At 60.3% G+C, this 15,993-nt stretch carries 14 protein-coding genes and 1 pseudogene; 6 read left to right on the top strand and 9 right to left on the bottom strand.

Features of this window, described 5'->3' with window-relative positions; translation table 11 throughout:
* Window positions 1–2: 2 nt before the first annotated feature.
* The 8 genes from AC1DD5_RS22690 to AC1DD5_RS22655 form a co-directional block, all read right to left on the bottom strand.
* Window positions 3–752, bottom strand: coding sequence for an SDR family NAD(P)-dependent oxidoreductase (locus AC1DD5_RS22690; RefSeq protein ID WP_477516047.1), 750 nt, complete (start codon window positions 750–752; stop codon window positions 3–5).
* A 136-nt stretch (window positions 753–888) separates the two neighbouring features.
* Complete coding sequence (locus tag AC1DD5_RS22685) at window positions 889–1,875, bottom strand: Gfo/Idh/MocA family protein (RefSeq protein WP_477522816.1); 987 nt, start codon at window positions 1,873–1,875, stop codon at window positions 889–891.
* Between the two features lie 135 nt (window positions 1,876–2,010).
* Window positions 2,011–3,297 (bottom strand): MFS transporter, encoded by a 1,287-nt coding sequence (locus AC1DD5_RS22680; RefSeq protein WP_477516045.1) that lies wholly within the window; start codon window positions 3,295–3,297, stop codon window positions 2,011–2,013.
* Window positions 3,298–3,325: 28 nt separating this feature from the next.
* A complete protein-coding gene (locus AC1DD5_RS22675; protein ID WP_477516044.1) occupies window positions 3,326–4,318 on the bottom strand; it encodes a Gfo/Idh/MocA family protein in 993 nt (330 codons plus the stop codon).
* Entirely contained in the window at window positions 4,318–5,217 is a 900-nt protein-coding gene (locus AC1DD5_RS22670; protein WP_477516043.1) for a sugar phosphate isomerase/epimerase family protein, read from the bottom strand. Before AC1DD5_RS22670 ends, AC1DD5_RS22675 begins: the two co-directional genes overlap by 1 nt.
* Window positions 5,159–5,788 carry a VOC family protein gene (locus AC1DD5_RS22665; RefSeq protein WP_477516042.1) on the bottom strand — a complete coding sequence of 210 codons (630 nt, stop codon included), beginning with the start codon at window positions 5,786–5,788 and terminating at the stop codon, window positions 5,159–5,161. Before AC1DD5_RS22665 ends, AC1DD5_RS22670 begins: the two co-directional genes overlap by 59 nt.
* On the bottom strand, window positions 5,785–6,780 hold the full coding sequence (locus tag AC1DD5_RS22660) for a LacI family DNA-binding transcriptional regulator (RefSeq protein WP_477516041.1): 996 nt from the start codon (window positions 6,778–6,780) through the stop codon (window positions 5,785–5,787). Before AC1DD5_RS22660 ends, AC1DD5_RS22665 begins: the two co-directional genes overlap by 4 nt.
* Window positions 6,773–7,759 (bottom strand): Gfo/Idh/MocA family protein, encoded by a 987-nt coding sequence (locus tag AC1DD5_RS22655; protein ID WP_477516040.1) that lies wholly within the window; start codon window positions 7,757–7,759, stop codon window positions 6,773–6,775. Before AC1DD5_RS22655 ends, AC1DD5_RS22660 begins: the two co-directional genes overlap by 8 nt.
* Window positions 7,760–7,899: 140 nt before the next feature.
* Between AC1DD5_RS22655 and AC1DD5_RS22650 the strand changes: the two genes are divergently transcribed.
* From AC1DD5_RS22650 to AC1DD5_RS22630, 5 genes are all read left to right on the top strand, one after another.
* Complete coding sequence (locus AC1DD5_RS22650) at window positions 7,900–8,547, top strand: bifunctional 4-hydroxy-2-oxoglutarate aldolase/2-dehydro-3-deoxy-phosphogluconate aldolase (protein ID WP_477516039.1); 648 nt, start codon at window positions 7,900–7,902, stop codon at window positions 8,545–8,547.
* Window positions 8,547–9,089 carry a P-loop nucleotide/nucleoside kinase family protein gene (locus tag AC1DD5_RS22645; RefSeq protein WP_477516038.1) on the top strand — a complete coding sequence of 181 codons (543 nt, stop codon included), beginning with the start codon at window positions 8,547–8,549 and terminating at the stop codon, window positions 9,087–9,089. Before AC1DD5_RS22650 ends, AC1DD5_RS22645 begins: the two co-directional genes overlap by 1 nt.
* Window positions 9,090–9,401: 312 nt before the next feature.
* A complete protein-coding gene (locus tag AC1DD5_RS22640) occupies window positions 9,402–10,820 on the top strand; it encodes an MFS transporter (protein ID WP_477516037.1) in 1,419 nt (472 codons plus the stop codon).
* 114 nt (window positions 10,821–10,934) lie between these two features.
* Window positions 10,935–11,747 carry a sugar phosphate isomerase/epimerase family protein gene (locus tag AC1DD5_RS22635; RefSeq protein WP_477516116.1) on the top strand — a complete coding sequence of 271 codons (813 nt, stop codon included), beginning with the start codon at window positions 10,935–10,937 and terminating at the stop codon, window positions 11,745–11,747.
* Window positions 11,748–11,854: 107 nt separating this feature from the next.
* A complete protein-coding gene (locus tag AC1DD5_RS22630) occupies window positions 11,855–12,646 on the top strand; it encodes an SDR family NAD(P)-dependent oxidoreductase (protein ID WP_477516036.1) in 792 nt (263 codons plus the stop codon).
* 910 nt (window positions 12,647–13,556) lie between these two features.
* Here AC1DD5_RS22630 and AC1DD5_RS22625 read toward each other — a convergent pair.
* Window positions 13,557–15,002, bottom strand: coding sequence for an APC family permease (locus AC1DD5_RS22625; protein WP_477516035.1), 1,446 nt, complete (start codon window positions 15,000–15,002; stop codon window positions 13,557–13,559).
* Window positions 15,003–15,601: 599 nt separating this feature from the next.
* Here AC1DD5_RS22625 and AC1DD5_RS22620 point away from each other — a divergent pair.
* Window positions 15,602–15,993 (top strand): annotated as a pseudogene (locus tag AC1DD5_RS22620) (hypothetical protein); the annotation flags it as partial.

The raw sequence follows: 15,993 nt of genomic DNA, 5'->3' as shown, positions 1-15,993 counted from the left end.
GTTTAAGTTCCGATTCCCAGATGTGCTCCACCGGCCACATCGAGAGACACTCCCGTGATGTAGCGGTTGTCAGGGTCAGAAAGGAACAGGATGGCCCGGGCAACTTCATCGGGTTCGGCAAACCGGCGCATCGGCAGTTGTGCTGCCCTCTTCGCTCGGTTGGCTGCTGCGTCCGGGCCGGAGTCCCGGGCAAATTGAGCCCACATGGGTGTGTTCACCGGTCCTGGTGCGATCGCGTTCACGGAGATGCCGTTGGGTCCGAGCAGCTCGGCAAAGGACCACATGATGTGGAGGACGGCGAGCTTGCTCGCGTTGTAGGGCAGGTAGTTGAGGCGTGCTTCTTTGGCCGCAACTGAGGACAGGACCACGATGGCACCGGCTGTGCCGGTCTCAAGCATGGATTTTGCGGTCTCCCGGACCATGGTGAAGGTCGCGGTGGCGTTGATCCTCAGGATGGAGTCGAACTCTTCGGTGGTTGTTTCCATGATGTCCGGGGTGGGGCCAAGCACTCCGGCCGCGTGCACGAGGACGTCGATACGGCCGTATTTGGCTTGGATGTCCTGTATGACCGTTGCGCATTGTTGTTCCGAGGTGATGTCAAAGCGGTGAAACGCCTCCAGGGACTGGTCCTCTTTGGGGGAACGGTCGGCGCCGATGACCATGGCTCCTGCGGCTGTGAATGCGCTGACTGCAGCGTCGCCAATTCCTCCGCTTGATCCGGTTACCAGAACGACCTGGTCTTTGAGGCTCATCGGTTCTCTCCGCTCTGGGCGCAGCTTGACTGCAGTGCTCCTGTGGTCGGAGCGTGACGTGCTTGCTTCATGTTAGTTTCCTTACTCGATATTGCTCGGTTCGGCAGGTCGTCCTTTGTTCGGCTTTCGGTGATGCTTAGGGGGCTGGCACCTCCCGGGCGCCGGAGGCCGCCGCTGTCCGGACTGCGTCGGCGATTTCCGTGGCGCGAAGCGCCTGGGCGAATGTAACGGCAGGCGTTTCACCCGCGCAGAACCTCAGGCCGGCTTCTGCCTGGCGGAGGAAGAAGTCGGAGGGCTCGAAGTTCTTTGCGTGTTGTCCGCCGTCACGGTCCCACACGTGAAGGGAATCGTTTGACCACAACATCCGGCCGCTAGTGGCCAGAACATCGATGGTGAGGCTCCAATCCCCCTCGTTGAGCCCTTGGGGTTCCGGCCAGGGAGACCAGTAGCTCTGCACGGTGAACACGGCTCCAGAGGAGAATTCGAGGGTGGAAAGAACGTGTTCTGGTACTGGAGAACCGTACAGGCTCCTGCTCGCGCTGGTGGCCAGGACTTTTGGGTCACCCTCGAACCAGGAAGAGACCAGTTCAATGGCATGAATGCCGTTCACTACCGCAACGCCGCCCTCTTTCGGATCAGCACGCCATGATTCGACGTTCTCCTTATAGGCGACCGATCGAACACTAACAGCGATCACGTCGTTGTCTCGGACCCACTGGGTGATTAGTGGGACGGCCGGATGCTGGTGAAGCGTGTATCCCACCATGAGTCGTTGGTTCACTCCTGAAGCGGCGGCCATGATGGCAGCACCTTCGGCATCTGCCGCCACCGGCTTTTCCGTCAGCACCCAAAATCCCCTGTTCAGCAGATCCGCACAGATGGCCGGTTGCAGAGTGGTGGGCAACGCGACGACGACCAGGTCCAGTTGAGCAGAACGGAGCTCCTGGACGCTGGGCAGCAACTGCGCGCCCAACTCCTGGGCAAGTGCGAACGCGCGCTCGTCCTTCTCCACTAGATGAGTAACATCGGCACCCACCTTGGCGAATGCTCTGGCATGACGGGATCCGGCCCAGCCGGCCGCTCCCACCACAGCGACGCGCGGCGCCTGTGCCGCCGTCGTCATGATGCGGGCCCCGCGAACGCCAAGCCGAGGGTGAAAGAGTTACTCATGAAATCTCTCCTTTGAGGTCCGTCGAAACCAATGAGAACGGTTGCAGATATCCGGGGTTTCCAACCATCGGTGTCTCTAGAAAGGGTGTCAAGGACCCTGTATTTTCAGTGCCTGTTTCGGAATCGGTGAGTGTTCTTCAAGCATGCGTGGCTTGTTGACCATGATGGCCCCCGTCACTAGCACCAAGAGCCAGACACCGAGCATGCCGAACGAGGGCAGCCAGCCGTCTCCTGCACGGTGCAGGAGCGCGAACAGGAAAGGACCGACGCTTGCTAGGGCGTAGCCGGTTCCCTGGGCAAACGCGGACAAGCTTCCTGAACCGGATTGCGTTCGTGTGCGCTTATTAATCATTGTGAACGCGAAGGAATAAGCGCCTTGGCCCAGCCCGGCAATGACAACCCAGACCGCTGCAGAGGCTGGTGGAGCGAAGATGATGCCTCCGTAACCTATTGCGAATGCGACCACAAAGACGATTGCTATAGGTAGCGGGCGGGGCATTCTCACGGCAACCACAGGCGTAATCAAGGCCACCGGCAACGCGAGAATTGAATAGAGCGCCAGCATAGATCCAGCAGCTTCCTGGCCTATCCCTCGGTCGACGAGAACAGTCGGAAGCCAACTGAGCGCCGTAAAAGTATTGCTGGAGCCACCGGCAAAGATCAATGCCGTGCCCCAACCGATTGATGATTTCCAGGGCTTGACAGCGTTCGCCCGGGGCGGCGGCGCGTCCTTGGCTGGTGGACTGCTGGAGCGGGCAACAGCTCGTTTGACGGCAAGGAGCGTCAGCCACGGCAACGCAGCGACCGCGCTGAGGGCAGCCCAGATACCGATGGAGAACCGCCAGCCATAAAGAGTGCCCAGGGGAATGGCAAATTGGGCGGCCACAGCCGTGCTGACACCCAGGAGAGTGACATGGAGCGCTGCGAGAATCCCGATTCTGTCGGGAAAGTACTTCATCAAGAGAGGCGGCGCCACGACATTGACCAGACCAATCCCGAGCATGGCGATACAGGTGAACACCAAAAATGCCAGGACGTCCGATCCCACTGCGCGGCCGAACTGCCCCAATGTTGTCAGCAGGATCGCAACCAGTAGGAGGTGTTCCAGCTGGATGCGCCGCAGGAGCGGCAGCGCCAGGAAGCCCATCACTGCGAAGCTGGCGGTCGGGAGCATGCCAAGGATCCCTGTGGTCACGGCGTCAAGGGGAAGGTCCGTGCCTATTTGACCAAGGAGCGGGGACGCCGCCGAGACCGCTTCTCGCGCGCTGAAGGCAACCAGCAGGATGCCTGCAAGCGCGATGAAACGCCCACGAAGCGGCCGCTTCCCCGCCCCTCTGGCTTTTAGTCCACCCTTACGCACACGACGTCGAGCCAAGTTGGCACCTCCCTATATCCGTGGAGATTCAGGTTGCGTTGACTGCGTGGCTCGCCCATTCGCGCCCGGTTTGCTCTTCTGTGGGCAGGCCGGCTGCGGCGAGGATCTGGTCCAGCAGGCGCTGGGTGCGTACAGCTTCGCGGCCCGAGGTAAGCGGCTGCGCCCTGTCGGCGACCCGGTCCAGGAAGTGGTGAACGGCGGCCGAGAATCCGAGGGTGTCTGTCGCAGTAGCCCATCCGTATGCTTCGGCGCTCAGTTCCCGTGATGTCGTGACGCCGTTAATGGTGGTGGAAACGGTTTCGGGTGCCCTGACTTCGACGGTCTTTCCGTCACCGTAGGCGTCCAGTTTCTCGTTCCATGCTCCTGCTGTGCGGGCTGCCATCAGGACGCCGGTGTTCCCGGTGCTGAAGCGGATGGTCGCTGCGAGTCCGTCTTCTTCCCAGGGATCCTCACCAGCGGCGTGGGCGGCGACGTGTTCCGGTTCGCCTCCGCAGTACCAGCGGAGGAGATCGACCATGTGGATGGCGTTCTCGAACGTTGCACGGTATTCAGATCCGGGGCGGTTTTTCTGGGCGACGCAGAAGGTAGCACCTTTGTCGCCAAAGGCTTCCCGGCCGGCCGTGTAGACGGGCGCATAGCGGCGGTTGAAGTCAACCATGAGTATCCGTCCCCGCTCATCGGCGAGGTCTGCCAGATGCGCTGCCTCCTGTGTCGCTGGGGCAAGCGGCTTCTCGCAGAACACGTCCACGTCGCGGTTGAGGCAAAGTTCGACGGCGTGGGCGTGCTCGGAACGCGGGGTCAGTATGAAGACCGCGTCCAGTTCCTTCGCGGCCAGCATCTCCTCCACTGTCTTGTAGGCGGCGTTGAAGCCCCAGCGCCGGACCAGGCTGGTCGGATCTTCGCGCCGGGAAACCAGGGCAGCCAACTCGACGTCGTCCCGCTGTACGAGGGTGGGCAGCTGCGCAATCGTCGCGATGTTGCCGGCGCCGATAACTCCGACGCGGAGGCGGTTGGTGTTCATCAGGCGTTCCTTACTTCAGCTAGATCAGTGAGCATTGAGCGCAGGACGGCGACGGATTCCCGGAATCCGTCCTCGGGCGCGGGGAGATCTTGCGGGTGCCAACGGTATTCAAGCTCGATGCTCAGTACGTCGTCGTAGCCGTGCTGCAGCAGTGCGGCGAGGATTGGAGACCATGGAACAACGCCGCTTCCCACGACGCGTGAACGGACTGCGCGTTCGGAGGCGTTGACCCGGGCGGTTTCCGAGGCGCGGAAGGCCGCGTTGGGATTTGTGAAGACGAGGTCTTTCACGTGGACGTGGCCGATCAGGTCACCTTGGACAGCGAAGGCTTCTTCATAGTTTTCGTCGTGCGTGAAGGTCAGGTTGGCCTGGTCATAGAGCACGCGGATGGACGGCTGGGCAATTTCCCGGACCAGGGCCGCTGTGTCTGCCGCGGTCTGCGTCATGGTGCCGAAGTGGTTCTCGACGCAAAGGCGGACGCCAGCCTGCTGGGCTTCGGGTGCAAGTGTCTCCAAGGCCTTACGCAGCTGCCCCCACCGTGCCGCGTGGTCGGTGTCTCCTGGGTGCCAGGAGCCGGCGTAGACACGGACCCGGTCAGCACCGAGCAGTTGTGCGGTATCTATGGCTCCACGGAATTCGTCGACGGCGATGTGCCATTCGGTATCGTCCAGTGAGTTGATGGCGGTGGTATAGGGCGTCAGTCCCACGATGGGTATACCTTCGCCTTCGGCCGCTTTGAGTGCCTCCATCGCGGAGTGCCGATCCCCCAAGGGCAAACCGGACTTGTAGTCATCCTGGTAGATGACTTCGGCCGCATCGAGCCCTGCGGCCCGGAAGAGACTAAGTGCTTGGGGAACCGTGTGGTTCGGGGTGCCTAGTGTGTGACCCGCTAGCCGCATTGTTATATGTCCTTTCTGAAGTGTTTGGAGCTGCTGTCCAGTCCGCGGGACCGACCAGCCGGGGAGGGGCCGGGACGCGGGATCGATCCACGATTTCCATCAGCAGGCCCCATGGGGTAATGAAATAGGTCCAGCGGTTGCCGGCTACACGAGGGCTGTCACCTGCGACTTCCTTGCGCTCACCGAGCACGCGTACCCCTGGTGTTTCCTGCAGCACTTCGATAGCTTCATCGACGTCGTCCACGACGAAGCACAGGTGGTGCCCGCCGGCGTCGCAATGACGCGGTGGCGTCTCTCGCCGCTCAGCACTGCTCCACTCGAAAAGCTCGATGTTGAGATTCGGTGGCAGGCGGAGCATGGCAAGCGTGAGCTTGGCATCTGCAGGGACTTCGAAGTTCGTGGGCATGAATTCTTCGTCTGGCCCGCGTTCGGAGCGATATAACTCTTCAGCTCCGAGCACTTCGACGAAGAACCGAACGCCCTCGTCAAGGTTTGGAACCGTCAACCCGACGTGGTCTGTGTGGTGGAGTCCCGGCAGACGCCGGAGCCTCTGCTCCTGTGCCCCGCTCATTTGCGGCGCTCCGAGGTGGAACCACGGACCAGAAGCTCGGGTTCGAGGACGATATGGTCCACCGAACCGTCAACATTTTGCTTTTCAGCCAGTTCGATTGCGATATGTCCCATGTCTGCGATCGGCTGCCGCACCGTTGTCAGGGGAGGGTTGAAGCGCGCACCGAGAGCAAGCCCATCGAACCCGATGACCGACACGTCGTCCGGTACCCGTAGGCCACTTCGGCCGAGCGCCGAAATCACTGCGAAAGCCACCATGTCATTGGCCGCAATGATCGCTGTGGGCGGATTGTCCATTTCCAGAAAATGCTCTGCGCCGCGCGTGCCCGCATCAAGGTCTGACCCGCTGTCGAGCACTATAGGTGTGCTGCCGCTTTGGGCAGTGAGCTCCAGATAGGCGTCCATCCGGTCCTGGGCCGTATGTGTCCCGGCGATACCGGATACGTAGCCGATCGAGGTGTGTCCCAAGGAATGCAGATGATCCAACGCCAGCATGATTCCTTTGCGGCTGTCGACCGTGACCGTAGGAACGGAGTCGTCGCCTTCCACGCGGTCAATCACCACCACCTTGTGGCCGAAGGCGAATCGCTTGAGTGCCTCGGTGTCCACCTTTGTGGAGGGTGCGACAATCCCGAACGGTGCATACATCGCCTGCATGGCAGTAAAGTAACCATCGGATTTGGCTGGGTCCCCGTTGGTGACGCAGAGCATGAGTTGGTAGCCGCGCTCGTCCGCTGCCTGCGTCATCGTCTTGGCAAGTTCTGCGAAGAACGGGTTCGTAATGTCAGGGACGATCAGAGGGATGATGGTGCTGGTCTTTCGACGGAGCGCCTGTGCCAGCGGACTCATGGTGTAGCCAAGTCCCTCGGCAACCCGGAGGATGTGCTCGCGTGTTTCACTCTTCACCGCCTCAGGGCGTGAGAACGCGCGGGAGACCGTTGACCGATGGACACCGGCAGCTTTTGCAACGACGTCGATACTCAAGTCAGGCATGTTCGTTTCCTCCGTGCTGGTCGTCATAGGCCCGCCAAATGGGGCGCATGACATCTTCGAGCTGGGCCAGCGTGGGCAGGCCTCGGAATCCATCTTCCAGTGTCCGTGCCACGTTCCGCACGAACGGATCATAAAGAGGGTCGCTGTCGACATTGATCTTGTCGATCTCTGTGGTGCCGTCCAGCGCGGTGAAAGTAGCTGTGCCGTCCGAATCAACAGAGGCGAATCCTGACTCTCCAGCGGAGGTAAAGCTGCAGTAGCGCTTCAGCGGCGAGCCAGGGAATGCGTAGCCGACCTCGACAATCGCTTCGCGTCCTTCCGGTGTCGTGATGATCAAGCTGGCATGGTCCTCGATAGCTTGGCCGTGAAGAACCGATGAGAGTCGGGAATCCACCTGCGCTGCGGGCTCCTCGCATCCTCGGAGGAACAGGTCAACAAAATGCGGGCCCAGGTTTGCGAGGCATCCTCCCCCGGCCTTGACCGGGTCGAGCATCCACGGATTGGCATTGTCGAGATACCGCGCCGGAGGGCCAGCAATGAATGAGGCTCGCTGGTAGGTGGGCCTGCCGGCCTTGGCCAACCACTTCTCTGTGGGGCCGCCGCGCTGGACCAGGGGCACAGTGGCCGGTACACCAGCTGCTTCGGCAGCTTGGCGCACGGTGGAAAGCTCGCCAAGGGAAGTGCCCAATGGCTTTTCCACCACGAACGGAATACCCCGCTCGATCAGGGCAATGCACTTTTCTGCCATCCCCTCGTGGGGACCAAACACATATGCGAGTCCCACGTCGGGCAAATCCACCAGTTTCCGCCAGTCAGCTTCAACCGGCGCTCCCCAGCCGTCGGCCAGTTTCTGCACCTGCATACGGGATACATCATGGTCGCCTACTGCGATCATGTCGTGCTCTTCGGCCATGGCCTGTGCGCAGAGCGGAACATGCCAATGGGAAGCGCCAAGAATGATTGTTCGTACATAAGTCAACCGCAATACCCCCTTGTATGAGATCGGTTGCTGAGATCGGTTGCAATAACACTATGGATGGTGGGAGAGTTTGTCAACGAAACATCAATAGAGCCGGGTGGCTCGATACAACGATGCCAGCCCGCCAGAGAGAGGCCACCATGTTAAAAAAACTTCGCACCCTGCAGACCATCGACGAGTCCGGGGCTGTCCTCATCGTGCGGCTTGAGAGCGCAAAAGTCGCCGAGAAGGTCGCGGAGGCCGCCATCGATGGAGGCTTCCGGGCACTGGAGATCACCCTTTCGATTCCCGGTGCCGTAGACGTCATCCGGCGCCTGGCAGCAAAGTACGGACCCAGCGGCGTGGCCGTCGGGGCGGGGACTGTGCTCGATGAGCACTCCGCGTACGAGTGCATTCGCGCCGGCGCCGAGTTCCTGGTCAGCCCCCAGTTGAACCCCGCGATGATCCGTACAGCAAACAGGTATCAGGTGCCAACCATCAGCGGAGCCTACACACCGACGGAATTCGTTGAGTCCGCAGAGGCAGGCGCTGACATCCTCAAGCTCTTCCCCACCGAGGCCGGCGGGGTGGCCTATGCGAAGGCAGTGCTGGCACCTCTGGCACACCTGCCGATCATGCCTGCAGGTGGCGTAACCCTGGAAAATGTGGGCGAATGGTTCGCCGCAGGTGTGGCAGGCGTCGGCGTGGGCAGCTACGTGACCAAGGCATGGCAGCCTGACGGCGACTTCGCCCGCGTTACCGAAGCGGCCCGGTCCTTCCTCGCCGCAGTAGCAGAGGCCCGCCGATAATGTCCCCCCAAGTCTTCATCGTCATTGGACCGGCAGGCTCAGGGAAGACAACCGTTGCCCAACAAACGGCTGAGAAGCAGCAAGCGGCATATCTGGACAAGGACCGGGTGAGCGGCCGCTTCGTGGAATTCGCGCTAACTGCCACTGGGCATGACCCGACCGACCGCGAGTCCAATGATTACTACCGGGCCAATCTGCTGCCCCTTGAGTACGAGACTCTCATGGATGTGGCAGGCGTAAACCTGCGCCTGGGCCGCTCCGTAGTTCTCGACGCCCCTTTCGGAGCCTATTTTGGCGATCCGGACTACCTGACCCGGGCGGCCAATGACTTCCACTGGCCCTCCCCCGAGATCACTGTGATACGGGTTCGGGTGCCTCAAGACGTTCTGCGTTCGCGGCTCACCCGCCGTGCCTTGGACCGCGACCAGTGGAAACTAGCTCACTGGGACGACTACTGGGCCATCTATGGCAGCCTGGAATGCGCCTGGTCCGGTGTGCGGTTTCTGGACTTCAACAACGAGGCTCCGCTTTCCGTCGATTGATGCAGCCTCGCGGTGGGCTATCAGTGGCGCCGGCTCGGGACGAAGCGGCCCTACGGCACATTGACAAAGATCACATCCCATCCGTATCGTTGAATGCAACCGATCTCAGCAACCGATCTCATTCGGAGACCTGGAGGATTGTGAAAGCTTTCTTCGCATAAGCGCAAGCAGCGCCGCCTGCCCCGCACCGACCGCCGCCCCTGGCATTCGTTGTCCGGTCGGACGCATTTACAGGCGGCCCGGCCCGGCACACCAGGTACCCAGACCCAGCACTGTAACGACAGCGCTAAACGTGAAAACATGGAGAGTTCAATGAAGACCTCAAAAGAAGCCGTCGGCAGTTCCGACACTTCGGGGCGTCCCGAAACGTCCAAGCATCCGCGCCGCACCCTGAACATGGTTGCAGGCACGATCGGCCACTTCGTTGAGTGGTACGACTGGTATATTTATGGACTGCTTGCGGCGGTATTCTCGTCGCAGATATTCCCCAGCGACTCCGCGTTCGCATCCCTGATCGCCGCATTGCTCACCTATGCCGTTGGGTTTGTTGTACGGCCGCTTAGTGGCATCATCATTTCGCCGCTGGCCGATCGTTTCGGCCGGCGAGTCATTCTCACCCTGTCCATTTCCGGGATGGCCCTCGGCTCGCTCATCATCGGCCTTACGCCATCATTTGGGACCATCGGCTACGCAGCGCCGGTTCTCTTTCTGGTTGCGCGCATCCTCCAGGGCATCTCAGCGGGCAGTGAGGGACAGAGTGCGATTGCATTCATGGTCGAACATGCTCCAACGAACAGGCGAGGCCTGTTCGGTTCCTTCACCAATATGGCAAGTGGCCTTGCAACCCTGGCAGCTACGGGCGCAGCCGCAATGGTGACGTCATCGTTCTCCACCGCCGACCTCGCCGCATGGGGCTGGCGCATCCCCTTCGTTGTGGGAGGCTTCCTCGGCATCGTCGGCCTAATCCTAAGGGCCCGGGCTGAAGAAACCCCCGAGTTCGAGGCAGAAGCCCTTGTGGACCAGAAGTCTGCCGCAGCCCGCCTGATGGACCTGCTTCGCGAACATCCGAAGGCGCTGCTGCAGGCAGCTGCGCTTTCCGCGCCGGCCGTGGCCTACTACACTTGGGCCACATTCCTTCCCACCTACGCCAAACTGACCACCGGCCGGGACCTCGCGTCCACACTGGCCGGAAGCGTCATCGGGCTGGCCCTGCTGGTGATTATCGTGCCGACCTGCGGCGCACTCTCTGATCGACTCGGCCGGCGCAAAATCTTCCCTATCGTCGGCGCCATCGGCATGATCGTTCTCTTCTACCCCCTGCTCCTGCTCCTGAACCAGCCTGGCTTCTGGGTATACGTCCTGGTATCGGCCTCCGGGTGGGTTGTTCTCGGTATCTGGCAGTCGGTCTATCCGACCATCCAGGCCGAACTCTTCCCGGCATCCGTCCGGGTATCAGGCATCGGCTTCGCGCATCAGATCGTGATTGCCGTCTTCGGTGGTACCGCACCGCTGGTTGCTGCCGCTTTCGTCGGGGCCGGGCAGCCGATGCTCGTCGCCGTCTACATGATCGTCGTCGTCGCCCTCTGCCTCGTGGTGTACTTCACGCTTCCCGAGACCGGCAACCGTGGGGGCCGTTCCACCGTGGCACTCGCTGACCCTGAGGTACTCGAAGGCGAACAGTTGATTTCGGGCACGACGTCGATGGTCGACGTATCCAGGCACTCCAAATAGACGCTCGGCACCGAGCTGTCCTGGCTCGGCTGCAGCTCAAAATTCAATGTGCGCTATGAAAGAAGCCTTCTTCTAATGGCGCGGAACTGAGAGGACTCCTCCTACGTGAACAGCATGATTATCAACACGTTTTCATATCTATGGTCAGCGACGGCGATCGATGCCATAGCCGAACTTGTCGACAACGGCTACAAAACGTTCGAAGTGCCAGTCAGCTCTCCGCACTGCTGGCCGGATGAGCTGTCGGGCTCCGAACGCACGGCCCTCCAAGCCAGGCTCAGCCAGTATGGTGCCAAGATACGGTCGTTGAACGCTGGCGGATATGACATCAACCTTGCCAGCCCCGGCGCCAACATGCGCCGCAAAAGCATTGACCATATCAAGTCAGTGATTGACCTGGCTGCCGCCTGGGACGTACCCGAGGTTGTGATCTCCCCCGGCACGCGACGTCCTATGATCTCACCCTCACTCGAAAGCGTCCACGGATGGATGTATGAAAGTCTAGAAAATCTCATCCCGCTGGCCAAGGGGGCTGGCACACGACTGCTCTTCGAAAACACCCCCTACTGCTTCACTCCCACGATCCGGGACTTGGCAGGTGTCGTCAGCACGATCAACGACGATTCAGTCAAGATCGTTTACGACGTCGCCAACGCTGCCTACATCGGTGAGGATCCCGTAGCAAGTCTGCGTGAGCATCACAAGTCCATCGGACTCGTGCACATTTCCGATACCGGCGTGGACAGCTGGGGGCACGACCCCATCGGCACGGGAGTCATCGACTGGAATGGGTTGGGCGAAGCCGTCAAGGACACGTGCGGCGTCAAGAACGTCGTTCTGGAGATCATCCGTGAGCAGAACCCGGTCAATGAATTTGCGAAGGCCATGCAGGACCTCAAGAACCGCGGATGGGAGCTGGAGGGTTAACTCCCACGCCGGAAATCCGGCTCCACGAAGAATTTTCCAACCACAGAAACTTGCATTGTTGAGAGACACTTTTCAATGCGTATCAACCTTAAAGAGGAGTTTGCGTAATGAGGGCTTTGGTCAGTGGCGGAAGCAGCGGAATCGGCGCAGCGACATCCCTAAGACTCGCGGAGGCGGCTCTGGAACGTGGGGTGCACCCGATGATTGCCGTATGTGGACACGAATCGAACACCAGCCAAGATGAGGTTGTTCGTTCAATCCAGGCAATTGGAGGCACCGCCATCGCCTTGGCAGGTGATCTCGGGGATCCCGATGTGCCAAGCCAGCTGGTCAAAGCTGCTGTAGCAGAATTCGGTGGCCTGGACGCGCTGATAGCCAACGCCGGAATCGCCAACCCCGGAACCATATGTGACCTGTCCATCGAGGACTGGGACGGAATGTTCTCCGTCAACCTCCGGGGCTCATGGCTTCTTGCCAAGGCGAGCTACCCGCACCTGAAGGACAGCCATGGGGCTGCCTGTTTCACCTCCTCCATGTCCGGCCAACAACCACACGCGGGATCGGGCGCCTACAGCCCCAGCAAAGCTGCTTTGACAATGTTGGCCCAGACACTCGCTTTGGAATGGGCACCCGAGGGCATCCGCGTAAATGTGGTCTCCCCAGGCATGACCCACACCCGGATGACTGAAAAAATGTATGAAGATCCCAAAATCAAGAAGGCGCGGGAGGACATTATCCCCTTGGGGAGAATTGGAGATCCGATGGACATCGCCAACGTGATCGAATTTCTAGTTAGCCCTCTATCGGGCTATGTCACCGGTCAAGACATCTGCGTTGATGGTGGCTTCTCAAAGTCCATACTGAGCCACATTCCTGGTCGCCCCAGCTCCAAATCCTGACCTGCCTGTAACGACGGCGCCCCCACCAACGCGACTCCAGCCGCCTCCTAGGCATTTAGGAATGAGGGCCGCCGGGCGTGACGATGGCGTTGTCGGCGGCCAAGGCTACCGATGGCAATCGCAAGAACAGAACGGAGGCCACTCATCTCCGCAAATCAGAACACGAGGAGGCGCCTTGTATATGGCAAAGAGCGGTTTGGACGGATCAGAATGGACGGCCAAAGAGTTTGCGAACCTCCAACCCGAAAAGCGGAGAGCGGCCCGGCAGGAGCTGACATGCTTGTCCTGTGACGGCCCCGCAGTATTTCGAGCAGGGCAAAAGCTCGCCCGTCGTTCGCTGCCCGCCACGAGCGGGGCTGCCGGTTGGTTGCGTCGTCCTGGAGCGCCTTCCAATACCTGGCGGCACCAGGGCACCATAGTTAGGGATTCAGGAGCGCCCGTCGCCGGAGCCTGACCCGCGACTGCTCGAACAACACATGTACTGGCTCTGCTCTTGGCGGAAGGCAAGCCCCACGTCAAAGGGACGTGGGGCTCTTTCGCGCCTCATCGATTCACAGCGCGAACGCGACAGCACCGAGTGGAACTGCAGATCATGCCTTAACCGACGCGACCCGGTTCCGCCGTTCCCGCTGGCAAGGGACCGCTAGGCCGTGATTACGCGTTCGGCCTATTTCTTCCCGGCAGCTGGCCAGGGCAACCGACAAACCTTTTCGTCGGACGGGGCCTCAAACCCCTCGTTCCGCTGGGACGTCCCGTTTAACACAGCAGCCCTCGGTTCCACGTCGGGTTTTGCCTCCGACGTGACAAGCAAACCGCTGACCTGGCACTAACTGCTCCCCGCGAACTTGACTGAGTTTGGTCCAGTCCACGGGAAGCAGTCACCTTTCTCTTATCCGACTGAAGTCCGACCTTATTGACGCCCGATGTGGGCATAGGTGGCCGGCTTGGTCCGCCGGTAAACCACCGCGAGAGCGATGCCGAGCACGAATAGGCCGAGGATCAATGCCATCAGAATGGTTGCCAGGACGAAGGAGCCGCCGACCAGGAGGGGAAAATTGACCCCCGCGAGGATCAGTCCGGCTCCCAGACCGATAAGTGACACGGCCGGTAAGACGACCCTGCTCCACACAGAATGCTGCCGGCCATGGAGACGCAGGTAGACCGGAACTGCGACGCCTGTCACGAAGATCACGCCGAGGATCACGAAACTGGTGATGCCGAGCAGAGCCGTATAGAAGTCAATGGCCCCGATACCCGTGAAGATCACTACAAGGCTTACAACCAGGCCTGCACCGCTAATGGCCATGGACGAGATGTGCGGAGAGCCGTGGCGGGGGTGCACCATACTCAATTTCCGCGGAAGGATGCCGTCGGCACTCAAATTGAAGGAATATCTGGCCGAAATATTATGCGCTGCGAGGATCACCGCAAAGGTACTCGTATTGACGAGGACGGTCGCGGCGTCCGCGAGGACTTTCCCGCCGAAAGCCTGGAGGCTGTGAGTCATTGAACCGGTTGGGTCCTCGGTGGCGGCTTCAACTACCTGGTCGAGACCGATCGAGTTGAGGAACAACAGTGCGGAAAGTCCGTAGACGACCGTCCCCAAGGCGATTACGGCATAGGTGACGCGAGGAATCGTTCGGCTGGGATCCCGGACCTCCTCACGGAACAGAACGGTCACCTCGAAACCTGCAAACATCCCGAGAGCGAAGAGCAAACCCAGAGGGAAGGACCCATCGAACCAGTGCATCGGGCTCAGCGGTGCAATGGAGATGCCCTCATGGCTTGCTCCCCCATTGACGAAGACCAGGACGTCGTAAGCGACCACGATGACGACCTCAAGGAACAGGAATATAGTCAGCACCTTTGCTGACAGTTCGACCTTGAAATAGCCGAGGATTGAGCTGGCAGCCCAGAAGATGCTAGCCCAGACGTACCAGGGAAGGTTGGGCCCGTTGAGCGTGCCATGGACCAACTCTCCCATGACGACACCTCCGAACACGACGCTTCCGGCATAGGCGCAGAAGTAACCCAGAAGTGCTACTAGACCAGAGCCAAGGCCGACTTCCCGACCGAGTCCGGCGGTGATCATCGAGTAGAAACCGCCGGGCTTCGGCATGATTTTGGACATTCGCGTGAAGCCGACGGCAAAGGCGCCCAGGATGGCCCCTGCAATGATGAACGACACTGGCGTGCCCAGGCCTGCCCCGCTGCTCACCATGATGGGGATGGCGCCGACGACGACCACCAGGGGGGCGTTGTACGCCACCACGCTGAAGAACAGCGAGAGGAACCCCATGTTGCCCTTGAGGTGTGGCTGGCTCTGTGGCGGCGCCTTAACATCCACTGAACTCATTACGTCCATATTCGATCAGTACCTTCCTGGAAATATTAGTCTTCCCCGAGACAGGGCCGCGTCTTCAGCGCGGTCCAACATGAGCGGCTGCTCCTTCGGCGCATCGCGAAAGTCACCAAGGCCTGTTCAGTTGTTGGGACATGCATCACACGCCGATGGTCTGAATATGATGTTCGCTGCTTGGTCATCTGCTCGTCACTAGTTGTTTTACCAACGAGCCGTCAGGACTTTGGCTTCCTCCCAATCACCAATACCCACCCCCGATATCACGCTGATCAGGTGCATGACTTGGCATGCTCATTGATGGCGACGTTGTCGATGGTGCTGCGATTGTCGGTACCGCCGGTTGAAGGCTTTGCCGTCGCCGCCGCCGATGCAGGCGCTGGAATACCCCCAACTCCTGCTAGGTCGATTTGTTATAACACCACTATCCGAAGCGTTTCACGTGGGAAAAAGTCAATTCCTACGACTGTCGTGAAGGTGCTGGGTTTCACACGGTGGAGACGGCAGGCTCCCCAACTAAAGAGCGGTCCCTTAGTGTCGACACGACCTCAAGACAACGTCTTGACCACCTTGAGAAGAAGGAAGGGTGTTTCACCTTGAACCAATCGCGAACAGCCACGACCGAGTTCGAGCTCGTCGAGCTTGATCATTTGGGTATGTGGTCTGAAGCAAACCTCCTTGATGAGGGTCGGATCCCGGGCAAGGACCTTGCCACCGTCGAGTCATCAGAAAACGACACGGTGTCGGAGTACCGTCTGACATCCGGGTCGGTGCCGCAGGAGGGCGTTCCTGCCGGGAAGTACTACCACTTCAGGTGGACCAGCCACACCGTCTACCCGGGCGTCACCAGCAGTGTCTACCTGTACCTGCCCCACGGCGCCGAGGAAGCCGAATCGGTCAACCTGATGATCTGCCTGGACGGCCTGGAGTACACCGGAGAGAAGGTTCGTGCCACCACAGTCCTGGACAACCTCGTGCACACGGGCGA

The organism is Paenarthrobacter sp. 10L420 (assembly GCF_056395385.1).
This window is presented reverse-complemented; position numbering and strand designations above follow the sequence as displayed.

Excerpts from the sequence above, each read along its gene's own strand:
- AC1DD5_RS22690 (WP_477516047.1), bottom strand. The coding sequence starts at position 752 with ATGAGCCTCAAAGACCAGGTCGTTCTGGTAACCGGATCAAGCGGAGGA.
- AC1DD5_RS22685 (WP_477522816.1), bottom strand. The coding sequence starts at position 1,875 with ATGACGACGGCGGCACAGGCGCCGCGCGTCGCTGTGGTGGGAGCGGCC.
- AC1DD5_RS22675 (WP_477516044.1), bottom strand. The coding sequence starts at position 4,318 with ATGAACACCAACCGCCTCCGCGTCGGAGTTATCGGCGCCGGCAACATC.
- AC1DD5_RS22635 (WP_477516116.1), top strand. The coding sequence starts at position 10,935 with ATGATTATCAACACGTTTTCATATCTATGGTCAGCGACGGCGATCGAT.
- AC1DD5_RS22670 (WP_477516043.1), bottom strand. The coding sequence starts at position 5,217 with ATGCGGCTAGCGGGTCACACACTAGGCACCCCGAACCACACGGTTCCC.
- AC1DD5_RS22645 (WP_477516038.1), top strand. The coding sequence starts at position 8,547 with ATGTCCCCCCAAGTCTTCATCGTCATTGGACCGGCAGGCTCAGGGAAG.
- AC1DD5_RS22665 (WP_477516042.1), bottom strand. The coding sequence starts at position 5,788 with ATGAGCGGGGCACAGGAGCAGAGGCTCCGGCGTCTGCCGGGACTCCAC.
- AC1DD5_RS22660 (WP_477516041.1), bottom strand. The coding sequence starts at position 6,780 with ATGCCTGACTTGAGTATCGACGTCGTTGCAAAAGCTGCCGGTGTCCAT.
- AC1DD5_RS22625 (WP_477516035.1), bottom strand. The coding sequence starts at position 15,002 with ATGAGTTCAGTGGATGTTAAGGCGCCGCCACAGAGCCAGCCACACCTC.
- AC1DD5_RS22650 (WP_477516039.1), top strand. The coding sequence starts at position 7,900 with ATGTTAAAAAAACTTCGCACCCTGCAGACCATCGACGAGTCCGGGGCT.
- AC1DD5_RS22640 (WP_477516037.1), top strand. The coding sequence starts at position 9,402 with ATGAAGACCTCAAAAGAAGCCGTCGGCAGTTCCGACACTTCGGGGCGT.
- AC1DD5_RS22630 (WP_477516036.1), top strand. The coding sequence starts at position 11,855 with ATGAGGGCTTTGGTCAGTGGCGGAAGCAGCGGAATCGGCGCAGCGACA.